Raw genomic sequence first — 16,591 nt, 5'->3', positions numbered from 1 at the left:
AATGACGAGCGTACCTATCGCAACCGCTGCAGAAGGCGCGGTCCGGGACATAGTAGACGACGAACTCGACAGAGTAACGGCTGCAACTGGTATTCGGCTGACGTCCAGTGAACACGCGCAGCTAAAGGCGCGCGTGGAAGCCATGCGCAAGACGGCAGACCTGACGCCGATGCTGGGTGAACTGTTTCCGCTGATAAGGAAACAGCCAAACGATGAGCGTCTTCAGCGTCTGGTGGCCACAGCTCTGGCGCGGGTACAGGATCCCCGCGCGGCCCTAGTCTGGCGCGGGATTGACCGCCGTTTTCCTGAATCTGACACGGCGCCTGTCCGCGTTGTACGTGACATATACAGAGCCAAGGGGCTTGAAGCAGCCGAAGCCTACATCGAAAGGAAATTCCCGGAAGTTCCGGAAAAACCGATACGACGGTTCGTGCTTGCCAGGGCGCTGATCGAGGCGGGAAAGGCGGACGCAGGCGAGGATTTGCTGGGAGACCTCATCGAGGAGCCCGGTGCAACCGCTTCCCTGCTCATCAAGGTTGCCCAACTCCTACTTAAGCAGGGCCTGTTCTCCGAAGCCGAGACAGCTGCAGAAGTCTTGATTTCCCGCTTCGGCAATACGCAGGAGCACAATGCGGTACTGCACGAGGTCAATCATGCCCAACGGATGGTCGGCGTGACAGGCACGCCAGACGATCACCGCTCGGCTATGCTGGTTCGGACGATCCACAAGGTCCTGGGCGATGACCTGCCAATCCCCTCACTGGTCCCTGACAACCGGTCGCTTAGCTCACTGGGTCCTGTCGTGATGATTGGCGGCTCGCTTGCTGCGGGCGGGGCTGAGCGCCAGTTCGCGGTAACAGCACTTGGCCTCCACGACGCCGCCACGGCTGGGGTGCCGATCGATGGGATCGAATTCCAGGGGCCTCTGACCCTCATCTTGCGTTCGCTCACCTCTCGAGCAGGTGATGATTTCTACCTGCCCCGTCTTCGTGACGCCCACCTGCAGGTGCACGAATACTCAATGTTTCAACCCTTTGGAGGACGGCCGCGGCGGTCGCTATCGAGATTCGTCGCCCCCTTTCTTCCCCATTTGCCCGGCCGTATGCGGGAAGGCATCGTTCACCTCGCCGATGCGCTGCGTTTTTTATCGCCAGAGGTGGTCCACATCTGGCAGGACGGTTCGATTCTGGCGACTGGGGCTGCGGCAGTCCTGGCCGGGATTCCTCGCATTGTCCTTGGCGTGCGTACCATGCCGCCCACCGATCGCCACGATAGGGCCAAACCAGAATACCATCCGATCTTTTCTCATTTGCTGAGGCGACCGGGCGTGACAATGGTTTCGAACTCCCGCCTGGTCGTCGGCCGCTATGCCGACTGGCTAGGCGTGGGCCACGACAAGGTCCGCGTCATACCCAATGGTGTCGCACCGCCTGACACCACGCCCGCCCCGGAGAGCCCTGCGCAAGCGGCGCTGCTGCCGGCATCTGGCAAGCGATTTGTGGTGGGCGCGGTAATGCGCATGGCCGAGGTCAAGCGCCCTTTGCTTTGGGTTGATTGTGCCGCCGCCATACTGGCGAGATGCCCGGAGGCTTGCTTCATCGTTCTTGGCAAAGGGCCGCTTCTGGAAAGTGCGATTGAGCGCGCGCGCGGCCTTGGGATCGGTGATCGCATTATCTTTACCGGTACAAAACCCGATGTCGGATTCTGGTACTCGCAGATGGACGTGCTGCTGCTGCTCTCCAGATACGAGGGTTTGCCCAATGTGTTGATCGAGGCGCAGATGTGCGGCGTACCAGTCGTCACAACGCCTGCGGGCGGGTCTGCAGAGGCGCTCGAGCCAGGTGTCACGGGTACCGTTCTGCCGTCGATCGATGTTGAACCAGCGGCCGTGGCAGACGCCGTGCTCGCCTGGCGCCGCGATACGAGCCAAAGAGCTGAATTGGCCGAGTCACTGAAGGAATGGGCAAATGCGCGCTTCTCCGTTCGCCGAATGCTCGAGCTGACCGTTCAGAGCTACCTCGAATGAAAGGCCTACGGTTGAATACGAGGGATCTTCTCAAGTCGGATAAGGATCCATCTTTGGCAAGAGTGCCGCGACTCCGCTCGTCCTGTGCTGCGGCGACGGTGAGAGATCGAGACGAAGCGGCAACGGGGAGAAATGACATTCGTCTGAGCGTCATGGCCCGCCTAATGACGGCTCGGTCCCTCGGATCTTTCCAGAAGGCGAACATTGCTCAGTCGGGGCTTGCTTTTGCAGGCGAGGCGTCTGGTCGGTCCCATACTGCTCAGGGCTATCAGGTCAGCCTTGGATTTGGAGGCTCATGATGTTGACCCGGAACAAAACAATACTTGCCGATGCGCCGGGAGGTCCCGCCATCGATGCGCCGAGAGAAATCCATGGCGGAACGGCTTCAATCAGGACGCTGCCGTTCGGCGGCTGCTTTCTTCATAACCCGATCAATGCCGTTTTGAGAAAAGAACAGCAGGCCAGCATCTTCACTGAAATGGGACTGCGGGGTACTCCATTCTCCCTATCCGCAAATACAAATCATCAACTTATCGATTTTGTAACTGGGAAGCTGAACTTCCCTGATTGGCTGAAGAACATTGTTTACGGCGAATTTGTCGACCCGCCGAGCCCTGAGAAAGCGGAACTCATCTTTGGGAGTGACCTTGCGCTGGTTGGAATGTCAACGCCTACGGAGCTGATATTCGATAAAGCGTTGCTCAACGTAAACAAGGTTGATGAGTTTATCAAAGAAGAGTTGTCAGCGCTTTCCGCCGAAAAAAAATTGGTGAGCAGCTGGAGAAAGGCTCTCCTGGAATCGAATGAAGGCGCTCGAAAAGATCTCTCAGAAGAGCTTTACAACGCTATATTCAAATATGGGAATGTTCGGGAGCACGTTCCGGACGTCGTCAGGCATACGTTGTCCCGGTCGCTTAATGTCGACGAAATGACAAAATCCGTGGCTGACCTGCGCGACCGGCTCGACATGCCGATGGGAATGATCCTCTACAATTTCATGTTCATGCCGGACGGCCGTCCTGTTCAATGGCCAGCGGGTTTCAAAGGAGATTGCATCGAAGTCGCGCGCAGACTGGACATCCCGGCTTTCGACTTTGCCCCGTTTGTGGCGCAGGAGGGGGTCGACAAGGTGTTGATGGACGATCGACGCCACTGGAATGCGCCGTACTACTTGCCACTCGGTGAAATCCTGTTTGACTTCTGCACCGGGATCGTCGACCGGTCGCCCAAGAGGAAAGTGCCGAAAGCTGGGAGTTCTCGCCTCGAAAGGGCGAGGGCCGATGCGCCGGCAGCGGAGACAGTAAAGCATCCCGACAAGGCTTCGAAACCAGCATCCAAAACGGGCAGCGCACCAAAGATAAACACGCCCAAGGAGACGGTTGGGAAGGCGGTTGTTGCGCCGGCAACCGTAGCAACGCCGCGCGCATACGCGTTTGATGCTAGGACAGGAAGCTATCTTCCCGATCATGCATCGAGCATTTTTGCGGTTATCGTTCTAGGCGGCGCCTGGGCCAATGGCTTCAATGGCGACCCCGATGATATCACCGTCTCCCATGTTCCGGAACATCCAGGCAAGGCCTTGATGTTCGACGTCGGCCTGCGATCACGTGGACGAGACGTGGCTAGTTTCGTCGATCTGCGCGAGCGCGGCGGGGGCGGTGCCAAGGAGACGCCTTGCGCGGGAATAGCCGACCAGCTGATCCGAAATGCGTCGGCCCGTTTCCAAGACGCGCCGCCGATGCTTTTCTTCTCGGTCTCCAAAGGAGGAACGGGCATATCCGGTGCTGGTCAGACGGACGAAGACGGTCTCCTCCGCGGCTCGGCCCAGCACCGCGAAGTGCTGCGTCTAGTCCACCGGGCGAGGGAGATCGCTGGTGCCCAGAAGCGCCGGCTTGAGGTGGCGGCTATCTGCTTGTTGCATGGGGAATACGAAGCCGCTCGCAATAGTTCAGGTTCTGCTTACCGCCGTGGGCTGTCTTTGCTCCAGGTTCAATATGACGCTGACATTCGCGCACTAACCGGGCAACCCGATCCGGTTCGTCTCTATCTGACGCAAACCAACCGGGGCTCCGCCCGCTTCAAAACGCCTGAGCTAGCCATGGCCCAGCTCAACGCCAGGTTCGACAACCAATATGTTCACTGCGTAGGTCCCGTGTATTTTGCGCCGCCGGAGGCGCGGCCGGAGCGCGCGTCAATGCATCTCAAAGCCTCGGGCTACCGGCGCATCGGCCAATTGTTCGGCCGATTTCTGCTCGACGACCTTTGGGGCCATCAGCGAGAGCCGCTGCGAGTAGAGGAAGCCTATTGGATTGGCCAGCGGACCATTCGCCTTCGCTACAATCGCGCCATCGCCTTGGAACAAGACAACAGCCGAGTGAACATTTCGGACCTTGGTGCGGGCCTGGGAATTGACTTTCATGACGGAACCCCTTGGTCCCCAACAGTGGAGGCCGTCCGTCTGGCGAGAGATCAGGATTGTGAGCTCGATGTGGATCTCAGCGCGCCATCCCTAGGATTCCGGAAGCTCCTGTTAATCGCGGCGCGAACAACCGGCGGAGGGGGCGTAGGGAGCCACCACGGCGCGCGCAGCGGAATACGGTCGAGCGAGCCTTTCGATGTCGATCCGCTGGACGGGTGCGAACTCTTCGATTGGGCCTGCTCCGAGCAGGTAGTCCTTCCATGAGCTCCAACAACTGCGATCGGCGCGTGGACTGGACGACCACCACGCGGGACCCCGTGGGGCGCCCGGCCGATTCTGACCTCATCGTCGCCCGACGTGCACAGGCTTGCTCAGCATGTCCCGCCGCGGGGTTCGAATGACGAACCAAGATCGGATCGAGGGATGGCGGAAAAAGCGTCAGGCCGGCCTTATGCCGACCGACCCGCAGGCAAACGCCCTTTCGGCCGCCTTCACCCAAATCCGCGCTCTAGTCGGCGAGCCAAATCGGGATATCCGCACGATCGTGCAAATTATACTCAATGGCTTACCCGCCTTTCCTAACGCCGACCGCCGTGAACTCTACCAGCGTGTCCACGATGGCACCGACGCTGCCATTAAGGAGCGGGGTCTTTCCGAGATCGCTGCGGACTATTGGACGCGGCGCGTCAAAGGCGCTGTCAGAATGCTCGAAGCTGACCTGCGCAAGGGCGTTGACGTGTTCGCCTCCGGCTATCTGCCTAACGGTCTTGCCGAATTCGATGCCAAGCTTGAGGCTGGTTACCGTCTTCGCCTTCGTCAAATGCGGGTCACACGCGCACGCAAAGAGCGTCGCCGGGCAACCCGCGAGGATCGAGCCCATGTCATACCAGTGTTGCCTGACGAAGCCGCCGACCTGGCGCGTCTTCGGCCGCTTCTGGATTATCTCCATGCCGTCCAGCGACCGACGCACCATGGCACCGTGCCCCGCTTCCAGACTATCGGTCCGCTTTTCTTCCTTCGGCTTCTACTGATTCAAGCAGACAGCCGCATCGCGCTGATTTGGCTTTTCGTCGGCCCGTTGGTCATAATGGTTCTTTGGTCATCCATGTACATCCTCAATGGGATGAGGTTCGTCCTTGGAATGGATACTGTTACATTTACCCTGACCGGTGTCGTCGTGTGGGTTATGCTGCGCCAGATTGTCTTCAGAAGCAGCGAAGCCTATGTAAGTGCGCGAGGATGGCTTAACCTTGAGCCAATTTCGCCGGTTTTGCTGTCGGTTATGACAGGAGGAGTTTATCTCCTCGTGTATTTATTCGTTTTGTCTGCGATGATTGGATTTGGCCGATTCTTGGGGGTTATCTCACTCCCCGATGATGTTCTTGGCGCCTTGTCGTGCATTGCGGGCATAGCGGTCATAGCGGTGTCTATGGGCATAATATTTGCAAGTATAGCGTCGCGTTGGCACTATTTCATGCGTTTTTCGTCGGCGATCGAACGCTTCCTGCAGGTGTTTTCCAGCGTTTTCTTCGTCTCGGAGCAACTGCCGTACGAATACAGGAGTTACTTCCTCTGGTGCCCACTGGCTCATGGATTTCAACTTCTGCGATCGGCCTACTTTGTGGCCTACAAATCGCAGGACGCCAGCCCGAACTACTTTCTGGTTTCGATCACTGTTTTTGTCATCTCGGCGCTCGTTGCAGATCGGCTTGCGCGACCGAACCTCCAGCCCACATAACATAATGATAACGCTCGAAAACGTACTGGATGTGCCCCATATTTTTGGGGATAGTCATGTCCTATTGGAAAACGCCAACCTCGTGCTCCCACTTGGGCGCTACGCGCTGCTCTCAGCCAATCCAGAGTACCACCCGGCGCTGATCAATGTTCTGGCAGGCTTAAAAACGCCGCGGCAGGGATTCGTGCATCGCAGCGGATTTATTTCGTGGCCGATCGGCCGCGCGGGTTTCCTTCGCGGAAAGCTGACGGGAGTCCAGATGACTAAGTTCATCTGCTCCCTGTATGGCATTGACGCTGAGCAGTGTCTGACTTTCCTTTCTGAGATAATGACAGCTCCTGAATTTATCGAAAAGCGAATAGCCGAATGGCCAAGTTACGTACGTCTAGAATACACATTCAGCATGGCATTGGTTCCGAAATTTGATATGTTCATCATCGACGCATCTTTACCGATAGAAGAGACTAGGTTTAGTCGGCTATGGAGATCAGTCTTCGAGGACGAGATCGTTGGTAAAGGGCTGATACTATCCACTTTTCGTGAAGAGCAGCTGATTGACTATTGTACTAAGGCGCTGATACATGAGCAGGGTAAATTCTGGATCGACGATGACCTCGAAGCTTGCATTAGACGATACCCTCCTCGACAATCCCGAGCCGAACAGCCAAGCGGCGAGGGATTTGATGGTGCCGACTTCGGAGACCCTTCTGAAGCGGATGGATTCCTCTGATGGCACCTTGCTCGAGAGGGTATCGACGATCGACCATCGGCGTCGCTTACGCTCAGAGGCGCAACGGCACCGGATACGCCGGCGCCTGATGACGCTGGCGCTTGCTTTAGTTCCGGTTGTTGTTGCCGGCGCCTATCTCATTTTTCTAGCGGTGCCCCAGTTCCAAGCGGAGGCTCGTTTTTCGGTGCAGGCGGCTCAATTGGCCGCGGCTCCAATGAGCACGGGATCGACAATGAGCAGCCTGTTGTCGCAAGGCAACGGCGCAGCGAGCGCCGCCGCCGGTTTTGTCGATGGATGGGCGGTTCTGGACTTCATCAATTCCCGCGATTGCATGCAGCAGCTCGACCAGAAGATCGGCCTTAAGAAATACCTGCCCAAATCGCCGCTGGAGCTCCTGACCGGAACTTGGGAGCGCTCAAGCAACGATCCTTTCAGGGCATATCTGAGAATGATCCATGCTTCGTACAACATGATCGAACAGATCAATGTTGTGGAAGTCGACGGCCTTTCGCCTTCGGACTCCGAGGCGGTAGCGAACGGACTGATCGCAGTCGTGCAGGACTTCGTCAATCGGATGAACCAGGAGGGTATCAAAGATGCCATAAAGGTCAGCCGCGAGGCTGTTCAGCAGGCAGAACAGCAGGGGAAAGCGGCCAACGCTGAGATCTCGCAATGGCGTTTGGAACACGGCAATATAGATCCTTCCGCCGAAGCCGGGATGCTTCTTAACCAGGTAAGTGAACTGGAGACAAACCTTACTGCGGCCGAAGTGAATCTAGCGGGCATCAAGGCACAGGGAAATCCCAAACATCCTATGCTTGCCCCAGCACAACAGCAGGTGGACGCGCTCAACAGCCGTTTAAATGACCTTCGTTCTCGTATGAGCGGCAAAGGGGACACACTCGCGTCCCAGATGAAGACTTATGTCGAACTTAGCAACCAGCAGACCTTCGCCGACAGCAACCTGATGCAGGCGAGGCAGTCCTATCAACAGGCGTTTACCAACGCCATGGCATTGCAGAGATACTTGTCGATCATTGCACGACCGGTATCCGAAACACAGCCGAGCATTCCCAATGTTCTGATTGTACTGCTTCTGGCGCTAGGCAGCGGCTGCTGCCTTGCTGGCGGCTACAATCTTATTCAGGCGCTGTACCGCAGTTTCCGCTATGCATGAACCGCAGATCAGCCCAATTGCAAGCGTTCGCGCGGCACCCCGCGGCGCGCCTTCTGAGACACAAGCGAGGAAGGCCTTCGCACGCGAAGACTGGAAGCGATGCCTGGCCCACTTCCAAGCGGCGGTTGAAGCGGGATCCGTGCTGACCGCGCCGGACAAGCTGATGGTGCAAATAGCCGAAATTCGCAGCGGAGACGAGGGTGCCATTGTTTTAGATGCGACTCTCATACGGGATGCAAAAGGGGAGGCGGCAATACGCCGCCATCTTTTAAAGCCCTTCCACAAAGCCGAGCGTTGGGTGGCCATGGCGGGGGTCCTTGAAAAGCTCCTTATGGCTTATCCCGACCTGGTGGATGCCCGACGCACGCTAGCCAGCGTGCTGGCCCGGTTGCAGCGTTGGGATGAGGCAATTGCTCACTTAGACATGGCTGCGGCCGCCGAGCCCGACAACATTGCCATGCAGGCCAGCCGCGTCCAATACAGAACACTGGCCCGCCAGATAGCGGCCGCCGCGGACATTGCCTGCCATCTCAAACCTCGCCTGGCGCCAAAATCGCGCGAGGCTTACGTCGTTATGACGGCCCTCCTGCGCGGTGGCTTTGCCGAGGAAGCCGCCGAGATTGCGAGGGCACTCGAGCCGGCTGATTTCCCGGCCCCGCACCACGCTGCAATTGCGACTGAAGCTTTGCTTGCCGCTGGCATGGCGCACAAGGCAATAGCCATGGCAGAAGCCGCAATTGCGGCTGGCAAGGACTCCGGCGTTATCCGGGCTCACCTTGGCCAAGCCATGTTGGCGGCCGGCAGACCGCAAGACATTGCATCCCGGGGAGTTGAGCATCTTCGCGCCGGGGTTGAGAAGGAGCCGGAACACGGGCGCATTAACGCCCTCTACGGCGAGGCCTTGCTTCGAGCTGGTCGGCATCAGGATGCCATTGGCCCTCTCAAAAAGGCCATCGACAGCGAAATGAAGTCGCCAAAGACAGTCAAGCTCTACGCCCGGGCTCTGCGCTACGCTGGTCGGTACGAGGAATGCGCCGATCAATATGTCCAGCTTTTGCGCGATGCGCCCGAAAGCTGGACGACGCACCGCCAGGCGGTTGGCGCCCTATGCCAAGCGGGTCGACAAGCTGACGCCTCGGAAGTCTTCAAGGCGATGATCGCGAAACGCAATGCCGCCCTCGAACCGACCTTTGATGAGGCGCTGGCTGGACTCAGCAACAAGCTTGAAGCAGCAAAAATCCCTCAGGCAAGGCTCGATTGGGCTTGGCGACTGCGCCAGGTTCAGGAAGGAACCGACCGAGCCGAATGGGAGCGGCGGGCCCGGTGGGGTCTACTTGCCGACCTCCTTATCATCGAATGGCTGGAATGCCGCGAACAGCAAGCCGAGGAAGCCATGGGCCTGCTGGCGGACCTCACCCCGGCGGAGGCGGCCCTCAGGCCGTACAGAGGACGCGGCCTTATTGTGGCCACTGCCCACCTTGGTCCAATGTTCTCAGGGCCAATCCTCCTTGAACTCCTAGGCCTCCCATCGCGCTGGGTCGCCTCGACGCCAAGCATCGCCGACGCGCACTACGCCACCTCGGTCATCTCCACAAGCGATCAGACCGATTCACAGGTCGTTAAGGCATGTCTAAAGGCGCTGGATTCTCACTATGCGGTCGCCATCGCTGTCGATGGATCGGGAAAAATCGGTTCGCCTACGATACCCTTTGAGGGGCAGGACATCACCTATTCCAGCTTTGCAGCTCGGGCAGCACACCGTGCCGAAGTGCCTTCCATCTTCTACGCACCGCGTTGGCAGAATGGCCGCATCGAATGCGTTATCGCGCCTCTGCCGTCGCCGCGTCCCGACGAGGACCTGCTCCCCTTCGCAGAGCGGTGGCGCGCAGCCTACCTGGCTAATCTGCGCATCTGTTTGGCAAGTCCGCCGGAAAATCTGCGTTTTGCAGGGGGGTTCTGGAGTTGCATCCGCGCTGCGGCATGACTGAGCACTGAATTATAATAGCAAATAATAGGATTGTTGTCTTGGTTAGTACTTTGGTTGAGAAGGAACTTACGATGGAAAACCAAACCGCCCTAGGAGATGACGTTATGACACACGAGGAAATCTCAGATCAGACGTTCGAAAAAATTCGGCGGATTACCGCCGGAATGCTGAAGTCCGATGTATACAAGGCGATCTATGAAGCGGCGCTTGATGTCGAGAAAGGAATTTACGTAGATATCGGTCCCGCCCAAGGGGGTAGCACGATCTCGATAGCCCTCGGGCGTCAAGTCGCCGGGCGGCAGGATCTGATCTACTCAGCCGACGTCTTCACGGCTTCGAATGCATTGAAAAGCTCTGATGTGAATACCAACGTGAGAGTCCTCCAGGAGAACTTGGCGGCATTCGGACTGGGGGAAGATATAAATATCATCGTCGTGGGTCAGCAGGACATCGCAACGACAGTTCCCTTGGACGCAGCCATAGGCCTCTTCTTTGTTGACGCCGATGGCGCACTAGATCGCGATTTTGAGCAGTTTTACGATAGGATAGTGCCCGGCGGGATCATTATCCTAGATGACTGTGAAAACAAGAGTACTGACAAGTACATTCAGTATCCGCCAGACCGGCTTGAAAAATACGTGAAGTCGAAGGGCGCAAAGAAGATCAGCGAACTCACACCGCTCGGCAAGCATTATACTGTGTATAAATTTACACGTAAGCTTGTTGATCTTGGACTCATGGAAGAAATAAAGACGGTCAATAACACGATCTTCCTGCGTAAAATCGGAGGAAAGAGTTACGTGGCCAGCGGGGCGCGTCAAGCGTTATCGGATACACGGGACTCGATAGCTCGCGAGTTCTTTGAGGCGCGCAACGCATTCTTTGACATGGCGGGATAGGAGCGTCCTGGCCTAGGAAAAGCTCAGGTCTCTCTCAGTTTGTCTTTTTCCCAAGACATCTGTAGGGGGCCAGGCAAGGTGGCAATTCCTGCAGGAGCAGGAGCCTGGCCCCCCGGAGCGGTACCGATCCCTGCGCGGCGCAGCGCAGGGGCTTCGCCGAAAAGTTCCGGCGCGGTCACGAGATGCGCCTCGACAGGCTTGGCCAAGGGTAGCCGAACGATTTCACTCCGCCAGAAATATGCTGCTCCTGCCCCCTCCCGGACCCGAAAGTCACCCCATTCGACAGCATGGCGGAATAGCAAAAGGCAGGAATCTCCCTTCGTGGAGGTCCGCACATCCAGGAGGCTGAAATCTTCTGGCGTTGCGTCCAGCTCGAGCTCTTCCCTAATCTCACGGGCGGCACCGTGGGCCGGGGTTTCGTCCGACGTCGATAGTCGGCCGCCCCACAAACCCCACCGCAAAGCGAAGACAGGAGCGAACGCATCACGGAACTGAAGCAGTGTGCGTCTTTTGGAGTCGCGAACGAGGACGCTTACATTCAGTACGGCCACGCGGCCCTCCATCATTTCGCGGGAGCTCTTGTACGTTAAGACGGGATAGCTCTCTCAGCTTTGCGTCGCTCACCGCACAAATTCTCAGGCGCGATCCTTCAGTTTGCACGTGCAGTTGATAGAAGATCCTGGCAAAATCGCACCAATGCAGGATCGAAACGGGTCGTATCAAGGGCGAGTACGTCATGCCTATCAAAGAGCAGGGCATAGCCAAGGCCCGTTAGCCAATCGCGTAGGTCGGACGACACCTCGGCCGAAAGATGCACATGTTCGAACTGCACGACGTTGGGTTTGTGGCTTGAAAAATCATAGGTGCGCAGCACGACAGCGTCGCACCCTTCAGTATCAACGACGAGCACGTGCGGTTCTGAATGGCCGGTCTCTACGAGGAGGGTGGCGAGACGGCGGGTTGGCACCTCGATCGTGAAAATCTCGGATCGCAGATCGTCGTACTTCGGCTCGTGGCGCAATATCGTTTCCAACGAGAAACTGCTGAGAACGTCGCAACCCTTAACCACATGCATCGTCTTCTCGCCTTCATCCGGCCAAATCGCCACGTTGGCGAAATCCACACCGGACGGCGCCCCATAAGAGGATTTTAGTCTGTCAAAGGCCTGGGGGACCGGCTCGATGAGAAGGCCCTGCCAGCCGCGACGGAGGACATGCCGACGCAAAGGATCGGTCCCCATACCGTCGTTGGTCCCCACTTGAACGAAACGGACAACCCCCTGGCGGCTCAATTCATCGAAAATGTAATTGCGCACCAACGCATAGATGAATTTGGTGTTACGCGGTTCAGGTGCGGAGAAGATTGACTCAGAAATACTAGCAATGCCTTTCCAGCCGAGTCTTTTTTTCAGGCTCATGGCTTTGCCGATCCTGTGTTTTTCGTTACATAGCAATAGGTATCAGAGTATCAGCTCAGGTCAATATTGTTGCGCAGAAAAACGACGAAACTTTAGAAATAAGTTGGATAGCCGGCAATCTACATCTAAGCAAAAAAATGGGAAAGTTTTCGTGGATTTATTCAAAGCGCGCGATTTGATGGTTGGTGCGATCCTTGAAGCGGGATTAATCGCATTGAGGTTCTTCAAAGCCGGAAACATTAATCAGTCTCTGAAACCAGATCAGTCGCCCGTTACCGCAGCGGACCTTGCCCTCGAAGCGTTCCTCAGGGGGCGGCTTACGTCGTTCAGACCGGACATTGGATGGCTGTCCGAAGAGCGACCGGATTCCTCCCATCGGCTGAGCTGCCGGCGGGTCTGGATAGTAGATCCAATCGACGGGACACGAAGCTTTGTGGCTGGAACGGACGAGTGGACGATATCACTTGCCTTGGTGGAGGATGGTCGACCCGTCGCTGCCGTACTCTTCCGGCCGGCAACTGACGACCTGTACGATGCCGTGCTCGGCGGTGGCTCCTCTCTTAACGGCCAGCGGTTGTCGGTATCCGATGGCTCGCTGGAAAGCGTTCGCGCTTTCACCGGCCCTAAGAAAGTTATGCAAGAGGCGGCCGCGGATATGCCCGAAGCCGTCTGGATCCGCAGCTCCTCGTCCCTGGCCTTGCGGTTAGCTCTTCTAGCCACTGGTGCGATCGACACTGCGCTGGTGAAGGCGGGCGCACGCGATTGGGATATCGCCGCTGCCGATCTTATCCTGTCGGAAGCGGGCGGATATCTCACCACGACTGACGGTGCCAGGTTGGTTTACAACGGGCTGTCGGTAAGTCGTCCGGCACTAATCGGTGCAGGTCCTCGTCGGCACGCTGCCTTCGTTTCGGCTTTTCGGGCCGGTATCTTGCATTTCGAGTGATCCTCACCATTCGGCCTCACGAGATAGAGAGCCCTGCAAACCTTGTTCAAGTGCCCGACCTGACCTGTTCAGAGAGCAGATCATCGCTTGCCCGTGCCAGGGTGTCCCACATTGCAAGAAGAGTCTCCGATCTTGCGGTACTGCCGGATTGAAGAGAATCGCCGCGTCCGACGGCGTAATACAGCAGGCCGTGCTTCATGACCTCCGCCGGCTCATAGAGATTGCGCCCGTCTACAACGATTGGAAACGTAAGGGTCTTGGCCAACCAATGAAAATCCACGACCCGGAATTGTTTCCATTCCGTGCAGATTACGAGCGCATCGGCGCCCTGAACGGCATCCTTTGCGGTGGCGCAAAAAACAATGTCGTCCACACCGGCCAGACGACGTTCTGCCTCGCCCATCGCCTCTGGATCAAATGCCCTGACCGTGGCCCCTGCGTTGACTACGGCTTCGATGAGAACACAGGAAGGCGCGTCGCGCATGTCATCGGTGTTCGGCTTGAAGGACAATCCCCATACCGCAATTGTCCGGCCCGCAAGCTCGCCATTGAACGCGGCTGATAGTTTCGCGAAGAGCGTCTGCTGTTGTGCAACATTCACGGTTTCGACCGAGGCGAGAAGATGCGGCTCATGATTGACGCTGCGTGCCATATGGACCAGCGCCCGGACATCCTTCGGAAAGCATGAGCCACCATAGCCCGCACCTGGGTAAATGAAGTGATAGCCTATGCGTGGATCGGAACCGATGCCGCGGCGAACCTGCTCGATGTCCACCCCGAGGCCTTCGGCTATGTTGGCGACCTCGTTCATGAAGCTGATCTTTGTCGCCAGCATCGCGTTAGCGGCATATTTGGTCAGTTCCGCTTCTCGTATGCCCATGAACATGAGCTTGTCGTGATTGCGATTATAGGGGGCGTAGCATTCGCGCATCGCCTCCCGAACGCGCTCCGAGTCCGTCCCCACGACGATTCGTGCTCCTCGAGAAAAATCCTCGATGGCGCTCCCTTCCTTGAGGAATTCTGGGTTGGAACAGACATCGAAAGAGATGTCAACGCCACGCTTCTCGAGCCGCTCCTCGATTCTGGCGCGAACCTTTTCGGCTGTCCCGACGGGTACAGTGGACTTGTCAACCACAACAGCATAGCCGGCTAGGTGGTCGCCGATCGTTTTGGCCACACTCAGTACATGCTTCAGGTCAGCTGAGCCATTCTCTCCGGACGGGGTGCCGACTGCAATGAAAACAAGCTCTGCATCCTGGAGCGCGTCTGCCGGATCGGTGGTGAATGATAGGCGGCCTTGTTCCGCATTGCGGGAGATCAATTCACCCAGTCCGGGCTCGAATATGGGGATTTCGCCATGTTGCAAAAGCTCCACTTTGGCGGAGTCCGTATCGACACCTACAATGTGGTGGCCGACGTCGGCCAGACAGGCTCCCGTAACTAAGCCCACGTAGCCAGACCCGAAGATGGCAACTTTCATTTCAGACCTCATCTATACCGGAAATAGAATGTGGGTTGCGGAGGCCAGCCAGAGTTAACGCGGCCCATTAGTGAGTTCAGAATGAACTCACTCCGCGTGCGACGTTGAGGGGTTGGGCCACCAACGAGAGAAAGTACTGCAGCTCGACGGCAGGATGCCGCGACGCGTAAATGACATCGCGGTTTTTGACCTGGAAGGTCTGGCCATTGACCAGGCTATCAGGTCGGTTCATGTCAAGGCGGTAAACGATAGGGTACTTGCCGTCTTTGTTTGGCGTCAGCCCCTTGGAAACGAGTTCATCAAAGCGCTTCCCGCCAAGCAGCGTCCGCACGATTCCTTCCTCTTCGTAGCGGAAGACGAAGAAGCCGGAAGCGCTTACGTTGCGATCATTGCCCCCGCCTGCGAGCGCCATCGCCTCCAGCAAGTTCAGGTCATTGGCGCCGAATGCAATCCGATTGTTGCTGGCTGTCTGCCCCAGCATGGTGAATGTCCTCGGATCATGCGAAACAAAGATCTGGTCGTTCGGTTGAATGAAAACATTGTTGGTCGGGCTTTCGATGATCGTCTTCATGAGCGCCGTTGCGGTTCTGGTTCCGCGGGTCAGCGTCACGTAAGTTTCATATGGTGGATCAACGGGTCCTCCGGCCTTAGCTATGACATCCATCAGCCGGTTGCCGTTCAGGTTGAGCGGGACCTGAGCAGATGCCTTCACCGAACCTGTGACAGTGGCCACGCGCGAATCCGTCCCGAGACTGGTGACGATCACATCAGGCTCCACGGCTTTCCCCCTTAAGGCGGCAAGAATGGATTTTCGGGTTTGCTCGGATGTGCGGCCAGCGAAGCGGATCAGCCCGGCGTAGGGGATAGGGACATTCCCGTCCGGCTGCACCTCCAGGTCCAGGCTCATCTGCTTGGAGGCCTTAGTGGAAAACAATCCGGTATCGCTGGCCTCAAAGATAATGACGCGCACGCGGTCCCCCACACCAAATACCGCGGTGTTGAGTGGGCCGCCTATGCCGAACCTGTTGCTAAAGATCTGAGATGAATAGTCGGCAACAAGGCGGGCGCTGTAGCCGTCAATGTCTACGACATCGAACACCGCTGCATTGGACCGATGCTGTTCCGGACCGGATTTTCCGGATGCCGCCAATATCGTGCTGGCATCAGGGCCTGCCCCAGGGACGACCTGGCAGCCTACCAAGGGCACCACGCCGACGCAGAGAGCCAAGACCTTCGTTCGTAAACGGCTGCTAGGTAGCTTGGCAGGCGCCGCGTCCCGGATCGCCGCGCTCCGGAGATCGCCGGGGCGGTCATGGGGTGACCCGGCGCGGTGCTGCGAGCTGCTGTTCATCGAACGCGCCTTTCGGTCTGCAGCCGCGTGAGCGCCTCAATTATCTCCGGCAATGTTCGCGGGCTGTCGGACAGTGCAGCGAAAAAGCTCTCTGATGGCGCAGAGTGTGCGGCGAGGGCGGCGCTGGCGCCCGTAGTTGTGATGCAGTGTCCTGCGCCATGGTCGACAAGCGGGTCCCGCAACGGCTCGCTCACCCGCACTGCATCATGCTGCGACGCCATCAGCGAGACAAAGGCGGGAGCGTCATAGACAGGTTGGATTATGTAATATCCGGGCTTCGCCGATTCGGTGAGATGCGCATCCCTCGTGAATCGCCATTCATCGGAGGGTTGAGACCCGACGCGATAGACGTAACCGAATGGCTTCGGCTTCAAGGCCGCTGGGGCAAGGCGGTCGAGCTCGGCGCGCATTACGCCAATGT

12 protein-coding genes are annotated in these 16,591 nt (G+C 57.6%); 7 read left to right on the top strand and 5 right to left on the bottom strand.

The genetic code is table 11. From position 1 onward, the window contains the following. The first annotated feature begins 1 nt into the window (after position 1). The 6 genes from PU724_RS28760 to PU724_RS28735 all read left to right on the top strand — a co-directional run bounded on the left by PU724_RS28760 (position 2) and on the right by PU724_RS28735 (position 10,976). Positions 2-2,026 (top strand): glycosyltransferase, encoded by a 2,025-nt coding sequence (locus PU724_RS28760; protein WP_354424969.1) that lies wholly within the window; start codon positions 2-4, stop codon positions 2,024-2,026. A gap of 295 nt (positions 2,027-2,321) precedes the next feature. After that, a complete protein-coding gene (locus PU724_RS28755; RefSeq protein WP_354424971.1) occupies positions 2,322-4,709 on the top strand; it encodes a hypothetical protein in 2,388 nt (795 codons plus the stop codon). A 133-nt stretch (positions 4,710-4,842) separates the two neighbouring features. Further along, positions 4,843-6,183, top strand: coding sequence for an ABC transporter permease (locus PU724_RS28750; protein WP_354424973.1), 1,341 nt, complete (start codon positions 4,843-4,845; stop codon positions 6,181-6,183). 608 nt (positions 6,184-6,791) lie between these two features. Continuing rightward, positions 6,792-8,090 (top strand): KpsE/RkpR family capsule polysaccharide export protein, encoded by a 1,299-nt coding sequence (locus tag PU724_RS28745; protein WP_354424975.1) that lies wholly within the window; start codon positions 6,792-6,794, stop codon positions 8,088-8,090. Then, complete coding sequence (locus PU724_RS28740; RefSeq protein ID WP_354424977.1) at positions 8,083-10,074, top strand: tetratricopeptide repeat protein; 1,992 nt, start codon at positions 8,083-8,085, stop codon at positions 10,072-10,074. Before PU724_RS28745 ends, PU724_RS28740 begins: the two co-directional genes overlap by 8 nt. Before the next feature lie 74 nt (positions 10,075-10,148). After that, a complete protein-coding gene (locus PU724_RS28735; RefSeq protein ID WP_354424979.1) occupies positions 10,149-10,976 on the top strand; it encodes a class I SAM-dependent methyltransferase in 828 nt (275 codons plus the stop codon). Positions 10,977-10,999: 23 nt separating this feature from the next. Here PU724_RS28735 and PU724_RS28730 read toward each other — a convergent pair whose 3' ends face one another. Together PU724_RS28730 and PU724_RS28725 are read right to left on the bottom strand one after the other, a co-directional pair. Beyond that, positions 11,000-11,539 carry an NUDIX domain-containing protein gene (locus tag PU724_RS28730; protein ID WP_426213714.1) on the bottom strand — a complete coding sequence of 180 codons (540 nt, stop codon included), beginning with the start codon at positions 11,537-11,539 and terminating at the stop codon, positions 11,000-11,002. Positions 11,540-11,625: 86 nt separating this feature from the next. Next, a complete protein-coding gene (locus PU724_RS28725; protein WP_354424983.1) occupies positions 11,626-12,393 on the bottom strand; it encodes an FkbM family methyltransferase in 768 nt (255 codons plus the stop codon). A gap of 151 nt (positions 12,394-12,544) precedes the next feature. Between PU724_RS28725 and PU724_RS28720 the strand changes: the two genes are divergently transcribed. Next, positions 12,545-13,339 (top strand): 3'(2'),5'-bisphosphate nucleotidase CysQ, encoded by a 795-nt coding sequence (locus tag PU724_RS28720; RefSeq protein WP_354424985.1) that lies wholly within the window; start codon positions 12,545-12,547, stop codon positions 13,337-13,339. A 46-nt stretch (positions 13,340-13,385) separates the two neighbouring features. On the opposite strand, the gene PU724_RS28715 is transcribed toward PU724_RS28720, so the two are convergent. The 3 genes from PU724_RS28715 to PU724_RS28705 all read right to left on the bottom strand — a co-directional run bounded on the left by PU724_RS28715 (position 13,386) and on the right by PU724_RS28705 (position 16,580). Next, positions 13,386-14,819 (bottom strand): UDP-glucose dehydrogenase family protein, encoded by a 1,434-nt coding sequence (locus tag PU724_RS28715; RefSeq protein ID WP_354424987.1) that lies wholly within the window; start codon positions 14,817-14,819, stop codon positions 13,386-13,388. A 76-nt stretch (positions 14,820-14,895) separates the two neighbouring features. Next, a complete protein-coding gene (locus tag PU724_RS28710) occupies positions 14,896-16,170 on the bottom strand; it encodes a polysaccharide biosynthesis/export family protein (RefSeq protein WP_354424989.1) in 1,275 nt (424 codons plus the stop codon). After that, positions 16,167-16,580: a hypothetical protein gene (locus PU724_RS28705; RefSeq protein WP_354424990.1), complete on the bottom strand. Its 414-nt coding sequence runs from the start codon at positions 16,578-16,580 to the stop codon at positions 16,167-16,169. The genes PU724_RS28710 and PU724_RS28705 overlap by 4 nt, the downstream gene beginning before the upstream one ends. Between the last annotated feature and the right edge of the window lie 11 nt (positions 16,581-16,591).

The organism is Mesorhizobium abyssinicae (assembly GCF_049887195.1).
Classification (GTDB): Bacteria; Pseudomonadota; Alphaproteobacteria; order Rhizobiales; family Rhizobiaceae; genus Mesorhizobium; species Mesorhizobium abyssinicae.
Note: the sequence above shows the minus strand (reverse complement) of the source record. Positions and strands in the feature narration are given on the sequence as shown.